The sequence below is a fragment of the Enterobacter sp. BNK-29 genome, assembly GCF_048684785.1.
GTDB classification, from domain to species: domain Bacteria; phylum Pseudomonadota; class Gammaproteobacteria; order Enterobacterales; family Enterobacteriaceae; genus Enterobacter; species Enterobacter cloacae_M.
Genome location: NZ_JBLQTU010000001.1, coordinates 1,848,272 through 1,871,311, shown reverse-complemented (window position 1 = coordinate 1,871,311; position 23,040 = coordinate 1,848,272). Strand labels below are relative to the sequence as shown.

23 protein-coding genes are annotated in these 23,040 nt (G+C 57.8%); 17 read left to right on the top strand and 6 right to left on the bottom strand.

Annotated elements, in window-relative coordinates; translation table 11 throughout:
* Nucleotides 1–94 precede the first annotated feature (94 nt).
* Nucleotides 95–415, bottom strand: coding sequence for an iron donor protein CyaY (gene cyaY / locus ACMGGX_RS08955; RefSeq protein WP_023333807.1), 321 nt, complete (start codon nt 413–415; stop codon nt 95–97).
* 135 nt (nt 416–550) lie between these two features.
* Here cyaY and lptM point away from each other — a divergent pair, with 135 nt between their 5' ends.
* The 8 genes from lptM to corA all read left to right on the top strand — a co-directional run bounded on the left by lptM (nt 551) and on the right by corA (nt 7,511).
* Nucleotides 551–754: an LPS translocon maturation chaperone LptM gene (gene lptM, locus ACMGGX_RS08950; protein WP_420298285.1), complete on the top strand. Its 204-nt coding sequence runs from the start codon at nt 551–553 to the stop codon at nt 752–754.
* Nucleotides 755–789: 35 nt separating this feature from the next.
* Nucleotides 790–1,614, top strand: coding sequence for a diaminopimelate epimerase (gene dapF / locus ACMGGX_RS08945; protein ID WP_008501545.1), 825 nt, complete (start codon nt 790–792; stop codon nt 1,612–1,614).
* Nucleotides 1,611–2,318 (top strand): DUF484 domain-containing protein, encoded by a 708-nt coding sequence (locus ACMGGX_RS08940; protein ID WP_048989630.1) that lies wholly within the window; start codon nt 1,611–1,613, stop codon nt 2,316–2,318. Before dapF ends, ACMGGX_RS08940 begins: the two co-directional genes overlap by 4 nt.
* Nucleotides 2,315–3,217, top strand: coding sequence for a tyrosine recombinase XerC (xerC, locus tag ACMGGX_RS08935; RefSeq protein ID WP_023309625.1), 903 nt, complete (start codon nt 2,315–2,317; stop codon nt 3,215–3,217). Before ACMGGX_RS08940 ends, xerC begins: the two co-directional genes overlap by 4 nt.
* Nucleotides 3,217–3,933 (top strand): 5-amino-6-(5-phospho-D-ribitylamino)uracil phosphatase YigB, encoded by a 717-nt coding sequence (yigB, locus tag ACMGGX_RS08930; protein WP_033146900.1) that lies wholly within the window; start codon nt 3,217–3,219, stop codon nt 3,931–3,933. The genes xerC and yigB overlap by 1 nt, the downstream gene beginning before the upstream one ends.
* Nucleotides 3,934–4,040: 107 nt before the next feature.
* Complete coding sequence (uvrD, locus tag ACMGGX_RS08925) at nt 4,041–6,203, top strand: DNA helicase II (protein WP_033146899.1); 2,163 nt, start codon at nt 4,041–4,043, stop codon at nt 6,201–6,203.
* A 149-nt stretch (nt 6,204–6,352) separates the two neighbouring features.
* Nucleotides 6,353–6,409 (top strand): YsgD/CorL family protein, encoded by a 57-nt coding sequence (ysgD, locus tag ACMGGX_RS08920; protein WP_212743980.1) that lies wholly within the window; start codon nt 6,353–6,355, stop codon nt 6,407–6,409.
* Nucleotides 6,410–6,560: 151 nt separating this feature from the next.
* Entirely contained in the window at nt 6,561–7,511 is a 951-nt protein-coding gene (gene corA / locus ACMGGX_RS08915; protein ID WP_008501540.1) for a magnesium/cobalt transporter CorA, read from the top strand.
* 77 nt (nt 7,512–7,588) lie between these two features.
* Here corA and rarD read toward each other — a convergent pair whose 3' ends face one another.
* On the bottom strand, nt 7,589–8,485 hold the full coding sequence (gene rarD, locus ACMGGX_RS08910; protein ID WP_262771603.1) for an EamA family transporter RarD: 897 nt from the start codon (nt 8,483–8,485) through the stop codon (nt 7,589–7,591).
* Between the two features lie 51 nt (nt 8,486–8,536).
* Nucleotides 8,537–9,004 carry an acyl-CoA thioesterase YigI gene (yigI, locus tag ACMGGX_RS08905; protein WP_008501538.1) on the bottom strand — a complete coding sequence of 156 codons (468 nt, stop codon included), beginning with the start codon at nt 9,002–9,004 and terminating at the stop codon, nt 8,537–8,539.
* Nucleotides 9,005–9,167: 163 nt separating this feature from the next.
* On the opposite strand from yigI, the gene pldA reads away from it, so the two are divergent.
* The 3 genes from pldA (at nt 9,168) to rhtC (ending at nt 12,639) form a co-directional block, all read left to right on the top strand.
* Nucleotides 9,168–10,037: a phospholipase A gene (gene pldA, locus ACMGGX_RS08900; protein ID WP_023333803.1), complete on the top strand. Its 870-nt coding sequence runs from the start codon at nt 9,168–9,170 to the stop codon at nt 10,035–10,037.
* A 90-nt stretch (nt 10,038–10,127) separates the two neighbouring features.
* Nucleotides 10,128–11,957, top strand: coding sequence for an ATP-dependent DNA helicase RecQ (gene recQ, locus ACMGGX_RS08895; RefSeq protein WP_029741834.1), 1,830 nt, complete (start codon nt 10,128–10,130; stop codon nt 11,955–11,957).
* Nucleotides 11,958–12,018: 61 nt separating this feature from the next.
* Entirely contained in the window at nt 12,019–12,639 is a 621-nt protein-coding gene (gene rhtC, locus ACMGGX_RS08890; protein ID WP_025757538.1) for a threonine export protein RhtC, read from the top strand.
* Here the strand turns inward: rhtC and rhtB are convergent.
* Nucleotides 12,636–13,256, bottom strand: coding sequence for a homoserine/homoserine lactone efflux protein (rhtB, locus tag ACMGGX_RS08885; RefSeq protein ID WP_008501533.1), 621 nt, complete (start codon nt 13,254–13,256; stop codon nt 12,636–12,638). The two genes, rhtC and rhtB, sit on opposite strands and share 4 nt — an antisense overlap.
* 110 nt (nt 13,257–13,366) lie before the next feature.
* On the opposite strand from rhtB, the gene pldB reads away from it, so the two are divergent.
* The 3 genes from pldB to ACMGGX_RS08870 all read left to right on the top strand — a co-directional run bounded on the left by pldB (nt 13,367) and on the right by ACMGGX_RS08870 (nt 16,173).
* The gene (gene pldB / locus ACMGGX_RS08880) at nt 13,367–14,359 is read left to right on the top strand and encodes a lysophospholipase L2 (RefSeq protein ID WP_420298284.1); all 993 of its coding nucleotides are present in this window, start codon (nt 13,367–13,369) and stop codon (nt 14,357–14,359) included.
* Nucleotides 14,360–14,390: 31 nt separating this feature from the next.
* A complete protein-coding gene (gene yigL, locus ACMGGX_RS08875) occupies nt 14,391–15,191 on the top strand; it encodes a sugar/pyridoxal phosphate phosphatase YigL (protein ID WP_029741831.1) in 801 nt (266 codons plus the stop codon).
* A gap of 82 nt (nt 15,192–15,273) precedes the next feature.
* Nucleotides 15,274–16,173 carry a carboxylate/amino acid/amine transporter gene (locus ACMGGX_RS08870; protein ID WP_032665167.1) on the top strand — a complete coding sequence of 300 codons (900 nt, stop codon included), beginning with the start codon at nt 15,274–15,276 and terminating at the stop codon, nt 16,171–16,173.
* On the opposite strand, the gene metR is transcribed toward ACMGGX_RS08870, so the two are convergent.
* Nucleotides 16,061–17,014 (bottom strand): HTH-type transcriptional regulator MetR, encoded by a 954-nt coding sequence (metR, locus tag ACMGGX_RS08865; RefSeq protein ID WP_023309616.1) that lies wholly within the window; start codon nt 17,012–17,014, stop codon nt 16,061–16,063. The two genes, ACMGGX_RS08870 and metR, sit on opposite strands and share 113 nt — an antisense overlap.
* Before the next feature lie 236 nt (nt 17,015–17,250).
* On the opposite strand from metR, the gene metE reads away from it, so the two are divergent.
* Nucleotides 17,251–19,512 carry a 5-methyltetrahydropteroyltriglutamate--homocysteine S-methyltransferase gene (gene metE, locus ACMGGX_RS08860; RefSeq protein ID WP_420298283.1) on the top strand — a complete coding sequence of 754 codons (2,262 nt, stop codon included), beginning with the start codon at nt 17,251–17,253 and terminating at the stop codon, nt 19,510–19,512.
* Nucleotides 19,513–19,596: 84 nt separating this feature from the next.
* Here the strand turns inward: metE and ACMGGX_RS08855 are convergent, their stop codons facing one another.
* Nucleotides 19,597–20,403: a dienelactone hydrolase family protein gene (locus tag ACMGGX_RS08855; RefSeq protein WP_133551151.1), complete on the bottom strand. Its 807-nt coding sequence runs from the start codon at nt 20,401–20,403 to the stop codon at nt 19,597–19,599.
* A 255-nt stretch (nt 20,404–20,658) separates the two neighbouring features.
* On the opposite strand from ACMGGX_RS08855, the gene udp reads away from it, so the two are divergent.
* Together udp and rmuC are read left to right on the top strand one after the other, a co-directional pair.
* A complete protein-coding gene (gene udp, locus ACMGGX_RS08850) occupies nt 20,659–21,420 on the top strand; it encodes a uridine phosphorylase (protein WP_003860792.1) in 762 nt (253 codons plus the stop codon).
* Nucleotides 21,421–21,559: 139 nt separating this feature from the next.
* Nucleotides 21,560–23,017, top strand: a complete 1,458-nt coding sequence (gene rmuC, locus ACMGGX_RS08845; protein WP_348562330.1) for a DNA recombination protein RmuC — start codon at nt 21,560–21,562, stop codon at nt 23,015–23,017.
* The last annotated feature ends 23 nt before the right edge of the window (nt 23,018–23,040 follow it).

Here is a 23,040-nt window from a genome sequence, read left to right as displayed (position 1 = left end):
CCTTTTCGCTCGCCCGGTGGCGGCTACGCCTTACCGGGCCTACAACAGCCCGAACCCGTAGGTCGGGTAAGCGCAGCGCCACCCGGCACCAAAACTATCTGAAACTCACAGCCTCACCCGCCTGCGCGGTCGCCGCCTGTTCCAGCAGATCCCAGAACGGTACGCCGCTGCGGTCGCAAACCCATTCCCCGTCCTTCAGATCGAAATGATAGCCGCCCTGTTTCGCGGCCAGCCAGACCTGGTGAAGCGGCTCCTGGCGGTTAATAATAATTTTGCTGCCATTTTCGAAGCTCAGGGTCAGAATGCCGCCGTTGATTTCACAATCGATATCGCTGTCGCCGTCCCAGTCGTCAAGACGCTCTTCGATGGTCATCCACAGGTTGTCGGCAAGGCGATGGAATTCACTGTCGTTCATGGTTTTGTTCCTGTTTTTCGTGATGCCGGCAGTATAACCCTAAATAATTCCCGTTGCAGGAAAGCGGCAAACTCTTGCTTTTGTGTCTTCTCCTGCGATGATAGAAACAGATTTGAACTTACGGGCAACTTTATAATGAAAAACGCTTTCCGAACGCTTGCCGTTCTCATCACGCTGTTTAGCCTGACTGGCTGCGGACTGAAGGGACCACTGTACTTCCCACCGGCGGATAAAACCGCGCCGCCGCCGACGAAACCCGAGCAAAGCGGCATTGAGTCTACCACGCCAAATACTAACGATCGTGGCGACAACGGTGGCCCGACTCAGGTTAATCTCTGACGACAACGTTCTGTACCCGCGCAATGGAGCAAATGATGCAGTTCTCTAAAATGCATGGCCTTGGCAACGATTTTATGGTCGTCGACGCGGTAACGCAGAATGTGTTTTTCTCCCCGGAATTGATCCGTCGCCTGGCGGATCGGCATCTGGGCGTGGGGTTCGATCAGCTGCTGGTGGTCGAGCCACCGTACGATCCCGACCTCGATTTCCACTACCGTATTTTTAACGCGGACGGCAGCGAAGTTAACCAGTGCGGCAACGGCGCGCGCTGTTTTGCCCGCTTTGTCCGCCTGAAAGGGCTGACCAACAAGCGTGATATTCGCGTCAGCACGGCCAATGGTCGCATGGTGCTCAGCGTCACCGATGATGAGCTGGTGCGCGTGAACATGGGCGAGCCTAACTTCGAGCCCTCCGTCGTGCCGTTTCGCGCAAACAAAGCGGAAAAGACCTATATTATGCGTGCGGCCGAGCAGACAGTATTGTGCGGCGTCGTCTCAATGGGTAACCCTCACTGCGTGATTCAGGTTGATGATGTGGAAACCGCCGCGGTCGAAACGCTCGGCCCGGTGCTGGAAAGCCACGAACGTTTCCCGGAGCGCGCGAACATCGGCTTTATGCAGGTGGTGAAGCGCGAGCACATTCGCCTGCGGGTTTACGAGCGCGGCGCGGGCGAGACTCAGGCCTGCGGAAGCGGTGCCTGTGCAGCGGTGGCCGTGGGCATCTCCCAGGGGTTACTGGCTGAAGAGGTTCGCGTGGAATTACCGGGCGGTCGGCTTGATATCGCCTGGAAAGGACCGGGTCATCCACTGTATATGACTGGCCCGGCGGCACATGTCTATGACGGGTTTATCCATCTATGAAACAACCAGGGGAAGAACTGCAGGAAACAGTGACGGAACTGGACGACAGAGCTGTTGTTGATTATCTGCTGCGCAATCCTGAGTTTTTTATTCGCAATGCACGCGTCGTCGAAGAGATGCGCGTGCCGCATCCGGTTCGCGGAACCGTGTCGCTGGTCGAATGGCACATGGCGCGCGCGCGCAACCACATCAATCAGCTTGAAGAGAATATGACGCTGCTGATGGAGCAGGCCAGCACCAACGAAAGCCTGTTCTATCGTCTGCTGCATCTACAGGCGCGTCTGGCGTCGGCGCACAGTCTTGACGAGTTCCTCAGCCGCTTCCACCGCTGGGCTCGCGAGCTGGGGCTGGCGGGCGCAACGATTCGGCTTTTCCCTGACCGCTGGCGCATCGGTGCGCCGTCGGGGTTCACCCATCTGGCTCTTAGCCGTCAGGCGTTTGAACCGCTGCGCATTCAGCGTCTGGGCCATGAGCACCACTATCTGGGGCCGCTGAACGGGCCTGAGCTGCTGGTGGTGTTACCGGAAGCCAAAGCGATTGGCTCGGTGGCGATGTCGCTGATGGGGCGCGATGGCGATCTGGGTGTCATGTTATTTACCAGCCGCGATGCGCATCACTATGAGCAGGGGCAAGCGACGCACCTGCTGCAGGAGATCGCCCTGATGCTGCCCGAGCTGCTGGAGCGCTGGATTGAGCGCGTATGACGGACGGACTGCTCGCCACTGACGTCTCGCGCTTTCTGCGCTATCTGGGCGTGGAGCGTCAGCTTAGCCCCATTACCCTGCTCAACTACCAGCGTCAGCTTGATGCCATCATGCAGATCGCCGACGAAATCGGCCTGAAAAGCTGGCAACAATGTGACGCTGCGACGGTACGCGGGTTCGTCGTGCGTAGCCGTAAAAAAAATCTCAGCCCGGCAAGCCTGGCGCTCAGGCTCTCGGCGCTGCGCAGTTTCTTCGACTGGCTGGTCAGCCAGGGGGGCTTAAAAGCCAACCCGGCAAAGGGGATCGCCACGCCGAAAGCGCCGCGCCATCTGCCTAAAAATATCGACGTTGACGACGTAAACCGCCTACTGGATATCGACCTTAACGATCCGCTCGCCGTACGCGACCGCGCGATGCTGGAGGTGATGTACGGTGCCGGGCTGCGTCTGTCCGAGCTGGTTAATCTTGATATCAAACACCTCGATCTGGAGTCCGGTGAAGTGTGGGTGATGGGCAAGGGCAGCAAAGAGCGCCGCCTGCCGATTGGCCGCAATGCGGTTTCCTGGATTGAGCACTGGCTTGACCTGCGCGGGCTGTTTGGCAGCGAAGAGGATGCGCTGTTCCTGTCGAAGCTTGGCAAACGGATCTCGGCGCGTAACGTCCAGAAGCGCTTTGCGGAGTGGGGCATTAAGCAGGGGCTGAACAGCCACGTTCATCCGCACAAGCTGCGCCACTCCTTTGCGACACACATGCTTGAGTCGAGCGGCGATCTGCGCGGCGTGCAGGAACTGCTTGGCCACGCGAATCTGTCGACCACTCAAATCTATACCCACTTAGACTTCCAACACCTTGCCTCGGTGTATGACGCGGCGCATCCACGCGCCAAACGGGGGAAATAATGCGTTTTTACCGCCCACTCGGTCAGATCTCAGCCCTGACGTTTGACCTTGATGACACCCTTTACGACAACCGCGAGGTGATCCTGCGTACCGAGCAGGAGTCGCTGGCGTTTGTGCAGAACTACCATCCCGCGCTGAAAGCGATACAGAACAAGGACTTTCAGAAGCTGCGTCAGTCCCTGCGGGAAACCGAGCCGGACATTTACCACGACGTGACCGAATGGCGTCGTCGTGCGGTCGAGCAGGCGATGCTCAATGCCGGCCTGAGCGCGCAGGATGCGGCCATCGGTGCCGAAGCGGCCATGGAAAACTTTGCCAAATGGCGCAGCCGTATCGACGTGCCGCAGGAGACCCACGACACGCTGGCGAAGCTTGCCGAGAAGTGGCCGCTGGTGGCCATCACCAACGGCAATGCCCAGCCCGAGCTGTTTGGCCTCAGCGATTACTTTGAATTTGTGCTGCGCGCTGGTCCGCACGGGCGCGCGAAGCCGTTTAATGATATGTATCATCTGGCGGCGGATAAGCTTAACCTGCCGCTGGGTAACATTCTGCACGTTGGGGATGACCTGACCACGGACGTGGCCGGTGCTATTCGCTGCGGGATGCAGGCCTGCTGGATCAAGCCTGAAAATGCGGAGCTGATGACCGCAACCGACAGCCGTCTTCTGCCGCACGTGGAAATTTCACGGTTGGCATCCCTCACGACGCTGATATAATCACCAGTAATATTGTATAAATTACCAGGGGTTTGCAGTTGTAGGCCCGGTAAGCGAAGCGCCACCGGGCGCTTCGCTGTGTTCCTGAATACTATGTGACGGTGCCAATGGACGTTTCTTACCTGCTCGACAGCCTTAATGACAAACAGCGTGACGCGGTTGCCGCCTCGCGCACCAACATGCTGGTACTGGCTGGGGCGGGCAGTGGTAAGACGCGCGTGCTGGTTCACCGTATCGCCTGGCTGCAGAGCGTGGAGAACTGCTCCCCGTACTCCATCATGGCGGTGACGTTTACCAACAAGGCGGCAGCAGAGATGCGCCACCGTATCGCTCAGCTGATGGGCACCAGCCAGGGCGGCATGTGGGTTGGCACCTTCCACGGCCTGGCGCACCGCCTGCTGCGCGCGCACCATATGGACGCCAACCTGCCGCAGGATTTCCAGATCCTCGACAGCGAAGACCAGCTCCGCTTGCTGAAGCGCCTGATCAAGGCGATGAACCTCGACGAGAAGCAGTGGCCGCCGCGTCAGGCGATGTGGTACATCAACGGCCAGAAGGACGAGGGGCTGCGCCCGCACCACATTCAGAGCTTCGGCAACCCGGTCGAGCAGACCTGGCAGAACGTCTACAAGGCCTATCAGGAAGCGTGCGATCGCGCCGGCCTGGTGGATTTTGCCGAGCTGCTGCTGCGCGCCCACGAGCTGTGGCTCAACAAGCCGCACATCCTGCAGCACTACCGTGAACGCTTCACCAATATCCTGGTGGACGAGTTCCAGGATACCAACAACATCCAGTACGCGTGGATCCGCCTGCTGGCCGGTGATACCGGCAAGGTGATGATCGTGGGCGATGATGACCAGTCGATCTACGGCTGGCGCGGGGCGCAGGTGGAGAACATCCAGCGCTTCCTCAACGATTTCCCCGGCGCGGAAACCATCCGTCTGGAGCAGAACTACCGTTCAACCAGCAACATCCTGAGCGCGGCCAATGCCCTGATTGAAAACAACAACGGGCGTCTGGGTAAAAAGCTGTGGACCGACGGCGTCGACGGCGAACCGATTTCGATTTACTGCGCCTTCAACGAGCTCGACGAAGCCCGCTTTGTGGTGAACCGCATCAAAACCTGGCAGGACAACGGCGGCGCGCTGGAGCAGTGCGCCATTCTCTATCGCAGCAACGCCCAGTCGCGCGTGCTGGAAGAGGCGCTGCTGCAGGTGAGCATGCCGTACCGCATTTATGGCGGCATGCGCTTCTTCGAACGCCAGGAAATCAAAGATGCGCTGTCGTATCTGCGCCTCATTGCGAACCGTAACGACGACGCGGCGTTTGAACGCGTGGTCAATACGCCGACCCGCGGGATTGGCGACCGCACGCTGGACGTGGTGCGTCAGGCCTCGCGCGATCGCCAGCTGACGCTGTGGCAGGCGTGCCGCGAGCTGCTGCAGGAAAAAGCGCTCGCCGGACGTGCCGCCAGCGCATTACAGCGCTTCCTTGAGCTGATTGACGCCCTGGCGCAGGAAACGGCCGATATGCCGCTGCACGTGCAGACCGACCGGGTGATTAAAGACTCCGGCCTGCGAACCATGTACGAGCAGGAGAAAGGCGAGAAGGGCCAGACCCGTATTGAGAACTTAGAGGAACTGGTCACGGCAACGCGCCAGTTCAGCTACAACGAAGAAGACGAAGACCTGATGCCGCTGCAGGCGTTCCTCTCCCACGCCGCGCTGGAAGCGGGTGAAGGGCAGGCGGACACCTGGCAGGATGCGGTTCAGCTGATGACCCTGCACTCTGCCAAAGGTCTGGAGTTCCCGCAGGTGTTTATCGTCGGGATGGAAGAGGGGATGTTCCCGAGCCAGATGTCGCTGGATGAAGGCGGACGTCTGGAAGAGGAACGTCGTCTGGCCTACGTGGGCGTGACGCGCGCGATGCAAAAGCTGACGCTAACCTACGCCGAAACCCGACGTCTGTACGGTAAAGAGGTCTATCACCGTCCGTCGCGCTTTATCGGCGAACTGCCGGAGGAGTGCGTGGAAGAGGTGCGTCTGCGGGCGAGCATCAGCCGTCCGGTCAGCCATCAGCGCATGGGCTCGCCGATTGCGGAAACCGACACCGGCTACAAGCTGGGCCAGCGCGTGCGCCATTCGAAGTTTGGCGAAGGCACCATTGTGAATCTGGAAGGCAGCGGCGAGCACAGCCGCCTGCAGGTGGCGTTCCAGGGGCAGGGGATCAAATGGCTGGTGGCGGCCTATGCGAAGCTGGAAACAGTCTAACATTCAGAAAAATATCATTATTTTGTAATAATCTGCTAGCCTTATACAGTGAAGGTCAATTAATGCCCTTCAGCGTTCCGTTGCGTGTTGACGCCACAGTTATAGCTGGCGTAACATGCGCGCACGATTACGCTAAGAGGACATTCGCCTTGGACACACCCAGTAGATACTGGCTCAATTCCCTGTCATCCAGGAACAACTCCTAAGGCTATCTCCTCTTGCTGATGGCCTTAGTGGTTGTCAGCGACCTGCATTATTCCCGTCGCGCTGAGTCAGGCTGTTTAATGGTCTGAAACCCAATTTGTTTCTGTGTGCCCACCGAACTGTCCGATATTTTTTGCATTGGGAGTCCCGGTCATGTTGAGCGCATTTCAACTCGAAAATAACCGACTGACTCGGCTTGAAGCCGAAGAGTCACAGCCCCTCATTGATGCCGTATGGGTGGATCTGGTCGAGCCGGACGACGATGAACGCCTTCGCGTACAATCTGAACTGGGGCAAAGCCTGGCAACCCGCCCGGAACTGGAAGACATCGAAGCATCCGCGCGTTTTTTTGAAGACGAAGACGGTCTGCATATTCACTCCTTCTTCTTCTTTGAAGATGCGGAAGACCACGCGGGTAACTCCACCGTGGCGTTTACCATTCGCGACGGCCGTCTGTTTACCCTGCGCGAGCGCGAGCTGCCGGCATTCCGCCTCTACCGCATGCGCGCCCGCAGCCAGGCAATGGTGGACGGTAACGCTTACGAGCTGCTGCTCGATCTGTTCGAGACCAAAATTGAACAGCTGGCGGACGAAATTGAAAACATCTACAGCGATCTGGAAAAGCTTAGCCGCGTGATCATGGAAGGCCATCAGGGCGATGAGTACGACGAAGCGCTCTCCACGCTGGCGGAGCTGGAAGATATCGGCTGGAAGGTGCGCTTGTGTCTGATGGATACCCAGCGCGCGCTGAACTTCCTGGTGCGCAAGGCGCGTCTGCCGGGCGGTCAGCTGGAGCAGGCGCGCGAGATCTTACGAGATATCGAATCCCTGCTGCCGCACAACGAATCCCTGTTCCAGAAGGTGAACTTCCTGATGCAGGCGGCGATGGGCTTTATCAACATCGAGCAGAACCGCATCATCAAGATCTTCTCGGTAGTGTCCGTGGTGTTCCTGCCGCCGACGCTGGTGGCATCAAGCTACGGGATGAACTTTGAGTTTATGCCGGAACTGAAATGGAGCTTTGGTTACCCGGGGGCGATTATCTTTATGATCCTCGCGGGGCTGGCGCCGTATCTGTACTTTAAGCGCCGGAACTGGCTGTAAAAATCTGGCGGGTGGCGCTGCGCTTACCCGCCCTACGATCGAATTCCCTCTCCCTGTGGGAGAGGGTGAGGGCAACATCACAGCCCTTTGCGCACCCTGCGCTGGGTATAAATCGCATCGGCAACGAAAATCGCCAGCGCCACCCAGATAAAGGCGAACGTCACCATCTTATCTGCCCCCGGCACCTCGCCGTAAAACACCACCGCCAGCAGGAACATCAGCGTCGGGCCAATGTACTGGAAGAAGCCCAGCGTGGAGAGACGCAGACGCGTCGCGGCACCGGTGAAGCACAGCAGTGGAATGGTGGTCACCACGCCCGCCGCCATCAGCATCAGGTTCAGCGACCATGGGTTGCTGCCCATATGACTGGTGGCGCTGTCGGCGATGCCGAAGAGATAAATCGCCGCCACGGGCAGCAGCCACAGGGTTTCAAATAGCATCCCCGTCTGCGCTTCCACCGCAATCTTCTTACGCACCAGGCCGTAGAACGCAAAGCTGAACGCCAGGCCGAGGGCAATAATCGGCAGCGAGCCGAAGGTCCAGAGCTGCACCAGTACGCCGCAGAAGGCCAGAATCACCGCCACCCACTGCATCCGGCGGAAGCGCTCACCGAGGAAAATCATCCCCAGCACGATATTCACCAGCGGGTTAATGAAGTACCCCAGGCTCGCTTCGAGCATGTGATGATTATTCACCGCCCAGATAAACAGCAGCCAGTTGCCGCCAATCAGCACCGCTGAGAGCGCCAGCAGGAAAATCTTTTTCGGGGTTTGCAGCAGCGTTTTGACGCCCGACCACTGACGGCTGAGGCTCATCAGCGCAATCATAAAGAAGAATGACCAGATAACGCGGTGAGTCAGGATCTCATCGGCCGGAACGTAGGCGATAAGCTTGAAATACGCCGGGGCGATACCCCAAATAAAATAAGCGGCAAGGGCGAGTAAAATGCCCTGCCGCGTCTGTTTAGCATCCATCGGGAAAATCCGTTACAAAAAAGTGAATTAATTTTACCCGATTTTGCCGCCTCAACCCACCATATAAGTGGCGGTTGCGCTGGCGATATACACCTGTTCTTCGTTGTGTAATTCAACGCGCGCCACGGCAACTTTATTTCCCGCGCGCAGCAGGCTGCTGGTACAGGTAAAGCGATTTCCGCGCCCCGGGCGAAGATAGTCGACGCGCAAATCAATGGTGCCCATGCGCGCCAGACGCTGGCGGAGTTCGTCTTCGTTGATGGTGTCATGGCGGGTCAGCGTGCTGCCCACGCAGACCAGACCTGCCGCCACGTCCAGCGCGGAGGCAATCACGCCGCCGTGCAAAATACTTTGCGCCCAGTTACCCACCATCATCGGCTGGTTGTTGAAGCTCAGCTGGGCAAAGTCTTTCTCGTAACGTTCCAGCTCCAGTCCCAGCGCGCGGTTAAACGGCATATGGTAAACAAAAATCTCGCCCACGAGTTTTAACACTTCTTCGGCGGTAAGCATGGCTGACATGAGGCATCACATCCTTATTGTTAACGAAATGTTGATTTTATGCCTCGGCAACAAGGAATTCCACTTTCAGAAACGAGGATGCAGCAGTTGTCGCAGAAGTCTGTAGAATGTTCGCCACATAACTATTCAGCTAATTTTACTCTTTTGCAGGAGAACACCACCGATGCGGACGTATCTGGCCTGGTTACTGGCGGCGGTTGCGCTGCCCCTCACAGCATATGCGCAGGAAGCGACGATTAAAGAGGTGCATGATAAACCTGCCGTTCACGGTAGCATTATCGCGAACCTTCTTCAGGAGCATGACAATCCGTTCACGCTCTATCCGTATGACACCAACTATGTGATTTATACCCAGACCAGCGATCTCAACAAAGAGGCGATAAGCTCCTATAACTGGTCTGATAATGCGCGTAAAGATGAGGTGAAGTTCCAGCTCAGCCTCGCGTTCCCGTTCTGGCGCGGTATTCTGGGGCCGAACTCGGTGCTCGGGGCGTCTTACACGCAGAAATCCTGGTGGCAGCTCTCTAACAGCGGAGAGTCCTCACCGTTCCGTGAAACCAACTATGAGCCGCAGCTGTTCCTCGGTTTTGCAACGGATTATGAGTTTGCGGGCTGGACGCTGCGTGACGTCGAAGTGGGCTTTAACCACGATTCCAACGGTCGCTCTGACCCGACATCGCGCAGCTGGAACCGTGCCTATACGCGTTTGATGGCGCAGAACGGTAACTGGATGGTGGAAGTGAAGCCGTGGTATGTGGTGGGCGAAACCGATGATAACCCGGATATCACCAAATATATGGGCTACTACCAGCTCAAAGTCGGCTATCAGTTGGGTGATGCCGTGCTCAGCGCCAAAGGCCAGTACAACTGGAACACCGGCTACGGCGGTGCGGAAGTGGGCTTAAGCTATCCAATGACGAAGCATGTCCGCATCTATACTCAGGTGTACAGCGGTTACGGCGAGTCGCTTATCGATTACAACTTCAACCAGACCCGCGTCGGCGTGGGCGTGATGCTGAACGATATTCTCTAGGCTGTTCGAATGTTTTTGCGTTAAACGTTGATGTTTCTCTCTCAGGCGCTGAAAATAGCGCCTGTTTCATTTCTGGCATATGGGGTTAACGTGGCGCAGGCGGAAGTATTGAATCAGGAGTCGCTGGCTAAACAGGTTTTGCATGAAACCTTTGGCTACCAGCAGTTCCGCCCTGGCCAGGAAACCATCATTGAAACGGTGCTGGAAGGTCGTGATTGCCTGGTGGTAATGCCGACCGGTGGCGGCAAGTCCCTCTGTTATCAGGTGCCCGCGCTGGTGCTTAACGGCCTGACGGTCGTGGTATCCCCCCTTATTTCTCTGATGAAAGACCAGGTTGACCAGCTGCTCGCCAACGGCGTGGCGGCGGCCTGTCTCAACTCGACCCAAACCAGGGAGCAGCAGCAAGAGGTGATGGCCGGTTGTCGCACCGGACAGATCCGCCTGCTGTATATCGCGCCGGAACGCCTGATGCTGGATAACTTCCTCGACCACCTGGCGCACTGGAACCCGGTGCTGCTGGCGGTGGATGAAGCGCACTGTATTTCCCAGTGGGGACACGATTTCCGCCCGGAATACGCGGCCCTCGGCCAGCTGCGTCAGCGTTTCCCCGAGCTGCCGTTTATGGCGCTTACCGCCACGGCGGATGACACCACGCGGCTGGATATCGTTCGCCTGCTCGGGCTGAACGACCCCTATATTCAGGTCAGCAGCTTCGACCGCCCAAACATCCGCTATATGCTGATGGAAAAGTTCAAGCCGCTGGATCAGCTCCTGCGCTACGTCCAGGAGCAGCGCGGCAAGTCCGGCATCATCTACTGCAACAGCCGTGCGAAGGTGGAAGACACCGCCGCGCGTCTGCAAAACCGTGGATTTAGCGCCGCCGCCTATCACGCCGGGTTAGAGAACCACATCCGCGCCGACGTGCAGGAGAAATTCCAGCGCGATGACCTGCAAATCGTCGTCGCGACGGTCGCCTTCGGAATGGGCATCAACAAGCCGAACGTGCGCTTTGTGGTGCACTTCGACATTCCGCGCAATATCGAATCCTACTATCAGGAAACCGGCCGCGCCGGGCGTGACGGCCTGCCTGCGGAAGCGATGCTGTTTTACGATCCGGCCGATATGGCGTGGCTGCGCCGCTGTCTGGAAGAGAAGCCGCAGGGACAGCTGCAGGATATCGAGCGCCACAAGCTCAACGCGATGGGCGCATTTGCCGAAGCGCAAACCTGCCGCCGTCTGGTTCTGCTCAACTACTTTGGTGAAGGGCGCCAGGAGCCGTGCGGCAACTGCGATATCTGCCTCGATCCGCCAAAGCAGTACGATGGCCTGATGGATGCGCGTAAGGCGCTCTCGACCATTTACCGTGTGAATCAACGCTTCGGAATGGGCTACGTGGTGGAGGTGCTGCGCGGCGCCAATAACCAGCGTATCCGCGATATGGGCCACGACAAGCTGCCGGTCTACGGTATTGGCAAGGAGCAGAGCCACGAGCACTGGGTGAGTATCATTCGCCAGCTGATTCACCTTGGCTTCGCCACGCAGAACATTGCCCAGCACTCCGCCCTGCAGCTGACCGAGGCGGCGCGTCCGGTCCTGCGCGGTGACGTTGAACTCAAGCTCGCCGTGCCGCGCGTCATCGCCCTGAAGCCGCGCGTGATGCAGAAATCCTACGGCGGCAACTACGACCGCAAGCTGTTCGCCAAACTGCGCAAGCTGCGTAAAGCCATCGCCGACGAAGAAAACATCCCGCCTTACGTGGTGTTCAACGACGCGACGCTGATCGAGATGGCCGAGCAGATGCCGCTCAGCGCCAGCGAAATGCTCAGCGTCAACGGCGTGGGAACACGCAAGCTGGAGCGCTTCGGTAAAGAGTTTATGGCGCTCATCCGCTCTCACGCCGATGGTGATGATGAGGAGTAGTCAGCCGGGCGAAAAAGTGCCAGGATGATGACTCACTAAATTATTTCCCCGCGAGCTAATTATGTTAATGCTATTTCTCACCGTGGCGTTAGTGCACATCGTTGCGCTGATGAGCCCCGGCCCGGATTTTTTCTTCGTATCACAAACGGCCGTCAGCCGCTCGCGCAAAGAGGCGATGATGGGCGTGCTCGGTATCACCATGGGCGTTATGGTCTGGGCGGCCGTTGCGCTGCTCGGTCTGAACCTTATCCTGGCGAAGATGGCCTGGCTGCATAACATCATTATGGTCGGCGGCGGTCTGTACCTGTGCTGGATGGGCTACCAGATGCTGCGCGGGGCGCTGAAGAAAGAAGAGAAAAAACCGCAAGAGCCGAAGGTGGAGCTGGCAACGGGCGGCCGCAGCTTTGTAAAAGGGCTGCTGACCAATCTGGCGAACCCGAAAGCCATTATCTATTTCGGCTCGGTGTTCTCGCTGTTTGTCGGCGATAGCGTCGGCGCGGGCGCACGCTGGGGCATCTTCCTGCTGATCGTCGTTGAAACCTTTGCCTGGTTTACCATCGTGGCCAGCCTGTTCGCTTTACCGGCAATGCGCCGCGGCTACCAGCGTATCGCGAAGTGGATTGACGGCTTCGCCGGCGCGCTGTTCGCCGGCTTCGGCATTCATCTCATCATTTCTCGCTAAGCGTGACGCGCTGACGCAAGCAGCGCGCCAACCAGCATAAAAAGCGAGCCAAAGACTTTATTCAGGGCCTTCATCTGCTTAGGCCCTTTAATCCATGCCGCAATTCGCTGCGCCAGTGTCGCGTAACCAATCATCACGATGATATCGACGATAATGGTGGTCGCGCCCAGCACCACGTACTGCATCACCTGCGGCTGATGCGGAACGATAAACTGCGGGAACAGCGCGGCGAGGAAAACGATGCTCTTCGGGTTGGTCAGGTTGACGAACACCGCGCGCTTAAACAGATGGCCGCGGTTTTGCGTCTGAGCCAGCGTATTCAGGTTGATGGAGCCTGCCGCGCGCCACTGCTGGATGCCGAGCCAAATCAGATACGCTGCCCCGGCCCATTTCAGCACCTCAAAGGCCAGCACGGAGCGGGAGAACAGGGTTCCCAGACCGATCCCGACCAGCACAATATGAATGCCCAGCCCGGTCTGCAAACCGGCAATCGACGCCGCTGCACCGCGGTAGCCGTGGTTGATGGAGGTGGTCATGGTGTTAATAGCACCCGAACCCGGAGAAAGGCTGAGGATAATGGATGTCAGCAGGTAGGCGAACCACCATTCGAAGGTCATTTGAAACTCCCGAACCGTCTATTTTTATGCCACAATACGCTATTATTGAGTCATTTTGTGACCGGTGACGAAAAAAACGATATTCCCTGGATTACGTGAGTGGAAACCCAATGTTTCAGCAGAAAAAGGACTGGGAAACACGAGAAAACGCTTTTGCTGCTTTCTCTATGGGGCCGCTGACCGATTTCTGGCGGCAGCGTGAGGAAGATGAGTTTACGGGCGTCGGGGGCGTCCCGGTGCGTTTCGTTCGTTTCCGAAATGAAAAAAATGACCGGGTGATTGTGGTCTGCCCCGGGCGTATTGAAAGCTACGTTAAATACGCCGAGCTGGCCTACGACCTGGTCAATATGGGGTTCGATGTCCTGATCATCGACCATCGTGGACAGGGGCTGTCCGGACGTATGCTGCCGGACACGCACCGCGGGCACGTCGATCGCTTCAGCGATTACGTCGACGATTTTGCCGCGTTCTGGCAGCAGGAAGTGCAGCCCGGCCCCTGGCGCAAGCGGTATATTCTTGCGCACTCCATGGGTGGCGCCATTTCGACGCTGTTTTTGCAGCGTTACGCGCACGAGTGCGACGCCATTGCGCTCACCGCGCCGATGTACGGTATCGTCATCCGTTTTCCTGACTGGATGGTGCGCCATCTTCTTGATTGGGCTGAGGGCCATCAGCGCATTCGTGAAGGTTACGCCATTGGCACAGGACGCTGGCGCGCGCTGCCGTTCGCCATCAACGTCTTAACCCACAGCCGGCAGCGCTATCGTCGCAACCTGCGCTTTTATGCCGATGAACCGCGCTTGCGCGTCGGCGGCCCGACCTGGCACTGGGTGCGGGAGGGGATTCTGGCCGGTGAGCAGGTGCTGGCGGGCGTAGGCGATGATGACACGCCGACGCTTCTGATCCAGGCGGAAGAAGAGCGTGTGGTGGATAACCGCATGCATGACCGCTATTGTGAACTGCGCGCTGCAGCCGGTCACCCTTGTGAAGGGGGTAAACCGCTGGTCATTAACGGCGCGTTCCATGAGATCCTTTTTGAAAAGGACGCTATGCGCTCAGTCGCGCTTAACGCCATTGTTGAATTTTTCAACAGGCATAATTGATTCTTGTTTTCCACCAGAGGTTGAAATCCCTATGTACCAGGTTGTTGCATCTGATTTAGATGGCACGCTGCTTTCCCCCGACCACACCCTGTCGCCTTACGCGAAAGAGACCTTAAAACTCCTGACTGCCCGTGGCGTGAACTTTGTGTTCGCCACCGGCCGCCACCATGTGGACGTGGGGCAGATCCGCGATAATCTTGAGATCAAATCGTACATGATCACCTCCAACGGTGCGCGCGTGCATGATACCGACGGCAATCTGATCTTTACCCACAATCTGGATCGCGATATTGCCGCCGATCTGTTCGGCGTGGTGCATAACAACCCGGCTATCGTCACTAACGTTTACCGCGACGACGACTGGTTTATGAACCGCCACCGTCCGGACGAAATGCGTTTCTTCAAGGAAGCGGTATTCAACTACTCCCTTTACGAACCGGGCCTGCTGGAGCCGGAAGGGATCAGCAAGGTGTTCTTCACCTGTGATAGCCACGAAGAGCTGCTCCCGCTGGAACAGGCGATCAACGCCCGCTGGGGCGATCGCGTCAACGTGAGCTTCTCAACCCTGACCTGTCTGGAAGTGATGGCGGGTGGCGTCTCTAAAGGTCACGCGCTGGAAGCGGTTGCGAAACGTCTGGGCTTCGGGCTGAAAGACTGTATCGCCTTTGGTGACGGCATGAACGACGCCGAGATGCTTTCGATGGCGGGCAAGGGCTGCATCATGCAGAACGCGCACCAGCGTCTGAAGGATCTGCACCCTGAGCTGGAAGTGATTGGTTCTAACGCTGACAACGCGGTACCGAAGTATCTGCGTAAACTGTTCCTTGAATAATCTTCATTCGGTTGTTTATTGCTCAGTTGTCAACTAAAGAGTTCGCTACAATGCCTCTCCTTCTTTCTGAGAGACAAGCATTGTGGCGCTACTCATTATCACCACTATCCTGTGGGCCTTCTCCTTTAGCCTGATTGGCGAATACCTTGCCGGTTCGGTCGACAGCTACTTCTCGGTGCTGATGCGCGTGGGGCTGGCGGCACTGGTGTTCCTGCCGTTTCTGCGCACGCGCGGGCAATCGCTGAAAACGATTGTGCTGTATATGCTGGTGGGGGCGATGCAGCTCGGCATAATGTATCTGTTCAGCTTCCGGGCCTACGTCTACCTGTCCGTCTCCGAATTCCTGCTCTTTACCGTGTTGACGCCGCTCTATATCACGCTGATTTACGACCTGCTCAGCAGACGCCGTCTGCGCTGGGGATACCTGCTGAGCGCGGCGCTGGCGGTGATCGGCGCGGCGATTATTCGCTATGACAAAGTCAGCGATCACTTCTGGACCGGGCTGATGTTCGTCCAGCTCGCCAACATCAGCTTCGCCATCGGCATGGTGGGCTATAAACGCCTGATGGAAACCCGCCCGATGCCGCAGCACAACGCGTTTGCGTGGTTCTATATGGGCGCCGCGATTGTCGCGGTAGCGGCGTGGTTTATGCTCGGTAATCCGCAAAAGCTGCCGACCACCGCCGTGCAGTGGGGCGTTCTGGTCTGGCTGGGCGTAGTGGCGTCAGGGCTGGGGTACTTCATGTGGAACTACGGCGCTACGCAGGTAGACGCCGGTACGCTGGGGATCATGAACAACGTGCATGTCCCGGCAGGGCTGCTGGTCAACCTCGCCATCTGGCAGCAACAGCCGCACTGGCCGAGCTTTATTATTGGGGGAGCGGTGATCCTGGCTTCGCTGTGGGTCCATCGCCGATGGGTCGCTCCGCGCTCCGCACAAACGGAAGATGGTCGCACGCGTGGTTCCGCGCTGAGCGAATAAACGCCTCCGTAATCGGCTGACGCTGCTCGCCATCGCGCACGGCGGCGTACAGTCGGCTCCACAATCCTTCACCCAGGGTTTTGGTCTGCACCAGACCCTGGCGTTCAAAACTCTCCACCACCCAGTGCGGCAGCGCCGCGATACCCATTCTGGCCGCCACCATCTGAATCAGCAGCAGGGTGTTATCCACGCTTTTCAGCTGCGGGCTAATGCCGGCCGGCTGCAGGAAGTGGCGCCAGATATCCAGACGACTACGCTGGACCGGGTAAATCAGCAGCGTTTCTGTCGCCAGGTCTTCCGGCGTGATGCGCGTTTTGGCGGCCAGCGGGTGGTCCGGCGCCAGCACAAGGCGCACTTCATAATCAAACATCGGCGAATAGTGCAGGCCGCTGCGCGGCAGGATGTCAGAGGTCATGACCAGATCCAGCTCGCCCTGCTGCAGCGACGGCTGCGGGTCAAAGGTCACGCCGGATTTGAAGTCCATCTCCACCTGCGGCCACTTCTGACGGAAGTTCTCAAGCGCGGGGGTGAGCCACTGAATACAGCTGTGGCATTCAATGGCGATACGCAGTTTGGTCTGCTGCGGTTCGTTACACGCCTGCAGCGCGCTGGCGATTTGCGGAAGTACCTGATTCGCCAGCTGAAGAAGAATTTCACCCTGCGGCGTAAAGCGTAGCGGCTGGCTCTTACGCACAAAAAGACGGAAGCCGAGGCGTTGTTCCAGATCGCTGAACTGGTGAGAAAGGGCGGACTGGGTCTGGTGCAGCGTGGCCGCAGCCGCCGCGAGCGAACCGCAGTTCCGCAACGCTTGTAGCGTTTTCAGGTGTTTAATCTCGATCATGAAAGTCCTTCACTTCGCCATGAACATTTTGCGCTTGAGGAATATACAGTAACTGCCAATTATGGATGTGTAAACATCTGGACGGCTAAAATCCTTCGTCTTTTAAATTTATGGTGCGTTGGCTGCGTTTACTCACCCCGGTCACTTACTCATGTAAGCTCCCGGGGATGAGCAAACTTGCCGCCTTCCCTAAATTCAAAATCCAAAGGATTTACAATTAATTAGAGGAAGAAAACATGACAATCCGCAATCACACTCTCGGTTTCCCTCGCGTCGGCCTGCGTCGCGAGCTGAAAAAAGCGCAAGAAAGCTACTGGGCGGGTAATGCCACCCGTGAAGAGCTGCTGACGGTAGGACGCGAGCTGCGCGCCCGCCACTGGGATCAGCAAAAACAGGCGGGCATTGACCTGCTGCCGGTGGGCGATTTCGCCTGGTACGACCATGTTCTGACGACCAGCCTGCTGCTTGGCAACGTACCGGCTCGTCATCAGAACAAAGATGGATCGGTAGATATCGATACCCTGTTCCGCATCGGCCGTGGCCGCGCGCCAACGGGTGAGCCAGCGGCAGCGGCGGAAATGACCAAGTGGTTTAACACCAACTATCACTATATGGTGCCGGAGTTCGTCAAAGGCCAGCAGTTCAGGCTGACCTGGACGCAGCTTCTGGACGAAGTGGATGAAGCGCTGGCGCTGGGCCACCAGGTGAAGCCGGTGCTGCTCGGGCCGGTAACGTACCTGTGGCTGGGTAAAGTAAAGGGCGAGCCGTTTGACCGACTCAGCCTGCTGAAGGATATTCTGCCGGTCTACAAACAGGTGCTGAGTGAGCTGGGCAAACGCGGCATTCAGTGGGTGCAAATCGACGAACCGGCGCTGGTGCTTGAGCTGCCGCAGGACTGGCTCGATGCCTTCAAACCGGCGTATGACGCGCTCACCGGTCAGGTAAAACTCCTGCTGACGACCTATTTTGAAGGCGTGACGCCGAACCTGAAGACCATTACCGCGCTGCCGGTTCAGGGCCTGCACGTTGATCTTGTACACGGTAAAGACGATGTCGCGGAATTGCACAAGCGTTTGCCAGCGGACTGGCTGCTCTCTGCTGGGCTGATTAACGGGCGTAACGTCTGGCGCGCCGATCTCACCGAAAAATATGCGCAAATCAAAGACATCGTCGGCAAACGTGAGCTGTGGGTGGCCTCATCTTGTTCCCTGCTGCACAGCCCGATCGATCTGAGCGTGGAAACGCGTCTGGATGCCGAGGTGAAAAGCTGGTTTGCCTTCGCCCTGCAAAAATGTGAAGAGCTGACGCTGCTGCGCGACGCGCTGAACAGCGGCGACACGGCGGCGATTACCGAATGGAGCGCACCGATCCAGGCGCGCCGTCACTCGGCGCGCGTGCACAACCCGGCGGTGGAAAAACGCCTGGCGGCCATCACCGCCCGGGACAGCCAGCGTCAGAGCCCGTACGAGGTGCGCGCCGAAGCGCAGCGCGCCCGCTTCAATCTGCCCGCGTGGCCAACAACGACGATCGGTTCTTTCCCGCAAACTACGGAGATCCGCGGCCTGCGTCTGGACTTCAAGAAGGGCAATCTGGATGCGAATCACTACCGCACCGGCATCGCCGAACACATCAAGCAGGCGATTATCGAACAGGAGCACCTGGGGCTGGACGTGCTGGTGCACGGCGAGGCCGAGCGTAACGACATGGTGGAATACTTCGGCGAGCACCTGGACGGCTTCGTCTTTACCCAGAACGGCTGGGTGCAGAGCTACGGCTCCCGCTGCGTCAAGCCGCCGGTGGTTATCGGTGACGTCAGCCGCCCGGAAGCGATCACTGTGGAGTGGGCGAAGTATGCCCAGTCCCTGACCGACAAGCCGGTAAAAGGGATGCTGACCGGTCCGGTGACCATTCTCTGCTGGTCGTTCCCGCGTGAAGACGTGACCCGTGAAACCATCGCCAAACAGATTGCCCTGGCGTTGCGTGATGAGGTGGCGGATCTGGAAGCGGCAGGCATTGGCATTATCCAGATTGACGAGCCCGCTCTGCGCGAAGGCCTGCCGCTGCGCCGCAGCGACTGGGATGCCTACCTGCAGTGGGGCGTGGAGGCGTTCCGCATCAACGCTGCGGTGGCGAAGGATGACACCCAGATCCACACCCACATGTGTTACTGCGAATTTAACGACATCATGGATTCGATTGCCGCGCTGGACGCCGACGTGATCACCATAGAGACCTCGCGTTCAGACATGGAGCTGCTGGAGTCGTTTGAAGAGTTCGACTACCCGAATGAAATCGGGCCGGGCGTGTACGACATTCACTCCCCGAACGTGCCGAGCGTGGAGTGGATTGAAGCCCTGCTGAAAAAAGCGGCCCAGCGCATTCCGTCAGAACGCCTGTGGGTGAACCCGGACTGCGGACTGAAAACCCGCGGCTGGCCGGAGACGCGCGCTGCGCTGGCGAACATGGTGAAGGCGGCGCAGAATTTGCGTCAGGCGTAGCGGTGCTGGATTGCCGGGTGGCGACAACGCTTACCCGGCCTACCTGTTGGCCCGGTAAGGCATAGCCGCCACCGGGCTTTTTTATTACGCTTTCTTACCGCCGTACTGGCTAAACCACGCCAGCATTCTCTGCCAGCCATCTTTGGCTGATTCTGCGTGATAGCTCGGACGATAATCGGCGTTAAACGCGTGCCCGGCATCCGGGTAGACCACAATCTCCGCCTTCGCATTTGCCGCGCGGAGCGCATGGCGCATGGTCTCAACCGAATCCAGCGAAATACCGGTGTCCTGACCGCCGTAAAGCCCTAACACGGGGGCGTTTAACTCGGTGGCGATATCGACGGGATGTTTCGGCGAATTCAGCGTTTTTTCACCCACCAGTTTGCCGTACCAGGCGACAGCGGCTTTGAGCTGCGGGTTATGCGCGGCGTACAGCCAGCTAATGCGTCCGCCCCAGCAGAAACCGGTGACCAGAAGACGATGCGGATCGCCGCCGTTGCGCGCCGCCCAGCTGGCGACGTGGTCGAGATCGGCCAGCACCTGCGCGTCCGGGACTTTGCTCACCAGGTTGCTGAGCAGCGTGGGAATATCGCTGTAGTCGTTCGGATCGCCCTGACGGAAGTAGAGCTCTGGCGCAACGGCCAGATACCCTTCCAGCGCCAGCCGGCGGCAGAGGTCGCGAATGTGTTCGTGAACACCAAATATCTCCTGAATCACAATCACGATGGGCAGCGGACCGTCTGCCGATTTTGGCCTTGCGTGCCAGGCAGGCATATTCTCCCCCTGCGAGGGAATGGAGGTCTCACCCGCGGTAATTGCCGCTTCTGGCGTCGACACGATGGTTGAAGCATGTGGGGCCGCAGCAGGTGCAAAACCGGTTTTTTCAGTCATGGCATTCTCCGTACCAATGAGTTAGCGCAAAGGTAAATATAGACACCAGGTTAACAACTCACAGTGCCTTAAACGGTCTATCTTTTGTGCAGCACCTGGCGATATAACTTGTTAATGTGATGTGAATCACTTTTTTATGGAAATTCAATGTAATCATTTTCATTCATGGTGAGGTGTGTCACGAAAATATGCTTACTGCTTCTGTAAAGTACCGTTTTACTTCTTCTGACTAACCGACCCACAGAGGAGTCACCTATGTCTAAGTCTGATGTTTTTCATCTCGGCCTCACCAAAAACGATTTACAAGGGGCTACGCTCGCTATCGTCCCTGGCGATCCTGAGCGTGTGGAAAAGATCGCCGCGCTGATGGATAAGCCGGTCAAGCTGGCTGCCCATCGTGAGTTCACCACCTGGCGCGCAGAGCTGGATGGCAAAGCGGTGATCGTGTGCTCTACCGGTATCGGTGGTCCGTCTACGTCTATTGCTGTTGAAGAGCTGGCACAGCTGGGCATTCGTACTTTCCTGCGTATCGGCACCACCGGCGCTATCCAGCCGCACATTAACGTCGGCGACGTGCTGGTCACGACCGCGTCCGTTCGTCTGGACGGCGCAAGCCTGCACTTTGCACCGATGGAATTCCCGGCAGTGGCTGATTTCGAATGCACCACCGCGCTGGTTGAAGCCGCGAAATCCGTGGGCGCAACCACCCACGTGGGCGTAACCGCCTCTTCCGACACCTTCTACCCGGGCCAGGAACGTTATGACACCTTCTCAGGCCGCGTGGTAAGCCGTTTCAAAGGCTCAATGGAAGAGTGGCAGTCCATGGGCGTGATGAACTATGAAATGGAATCCGCAACGCTGCTGACCATGTGCGCAAGCCAGGGTCTGCGTGCCGGTATGGTGGCGGGCGTTATCGTCAACCGTACCCAGCAGGAGATCCCGAACGCCGAAACCATGAAGCAGACCGAAAGTCATGCAGTGAAAATCGTGGTGGAAGCAGCGCGTCGCCTGATCTAATCCTCTCTTCTGACATCAAAGGCCGACGCGTTCGGCCTTTATTTTTTGCGTAGCGCCTCGCAGGAAAAGCCTTTCAAACTGGACGTTTATACAGCACAATTCTATTTTGTGCGGGTAATACGTTGATGCAGGGGGTTTTGTGGATATCTCAATCCTGATTTACGCGGTGATTGCGCTGGTGGGCTTAGGGATTGGCTGGCTGATTTCCAGCTACCAGCATGCGCAGCAGAAGGCCGACCAGCTGGCCGAGCGAGAAGAGATGGTCGCCGATTTAAGCGCGGCAAAACAGCAGCTTGCTCTGAGCGAACACTGGCGCGACGAGTGCGAGCTGCTCAACAACGAGCTGCGCAACCTGCGAGATATCAACACCTCGCTGGAGGCCGATCTCCGCGAAGTGACCACCCGCCTTGAATCCACCCAGCTGCATGCGGAAGACAAAATCCGCCAGATGATCAACAGCGAGCAGCGCCTCAGCGAACAGTTTGAGAACCTCGCCAACCGAATTTTTGAGCACAGCAACCGCCGCGTTGACGAACAGAACCGCCAGAGCCTCAACAGCCTGCTGACGCCGCTGCGCGAACAGCTGGACGGTTTTCGCCGTCAGGTGCAGGACAGCTTTGGTCAGGAAGCCCGCGAGCGGCACACGCTGGCGCATGAGATTCGCAATCTTCAGCAGCTGAATGCGCAAATGGCGCAGGAAGCGGTCAACCTGACCCGCGCGCTGAAAGGGGATAACAAAACCCAGGGCAACTGGGGAGAAGTGGTGCTGACCCGCGTGCTGGAGGCCTCTGGTCTGCGCGAAGGATACGAATACGAAACGCAGGTGAGTATCGAAAACGATGCCCGCTCTCGCATGCAGCCGGATGTGATTGTGCGGCTGCCGCAGGGTAAAGATGTGGTGATTGACGCCAAAATGACGCTGGTGGCGTATGAACGCTACTTTAATGCGGAAGATGACTACACCCGCGAGTCTGCGCTACAGGAGCACATTGCCTCCGTGCGTAACCATATTCGCCTGCTTGGCAGAAAAGACTACCAGCAGCTGCCGGGGCTGCGCTCGCTGGACTATGTTCTGATGTTCATACCGGTAGAACCCGCATTTCTGCTGGCACTCGACAGACAGCCTGAACTTATCACCGAAGCGCTCAAAAATAACATTATGCTGGTCAGCCCCACCACGCTGCTGGTGGCGTTACGCACCATTGCGAACCTGTGGCGCTATGAGCACCAGAGCCGCAACGCTCAGCAGATTGCCGATCGTGCCAGCAAGCTGTACGACAAAATGCGCCTCTTCGTGGACGACATGTCTTCAGTCGGGCAGAGCCTGGATCGTGCGCAGGATAACTACCGCCAGGCGATGAAAAAACTCGCCTCCGGACGCGGCAATCTGCTGGCGCAGGCCGAATCATTCCGTAGCCTGGGGGTTGAGGTTAAACGCGAGATTAATCCGGAATTGGTCGAACAGGCCACCGCCCAGGACGACGAGTTTCGCCTGCGAGAAGGTACGGACGAACAAAATACAAACAGTGAAGACAATACGTTAGCGGCGGATTTATCACCAGACGAGACTCCAGCGCGTTTCTTTCGCGGTGGTTGAAACGTAGGGCAAACGCGCCCAAT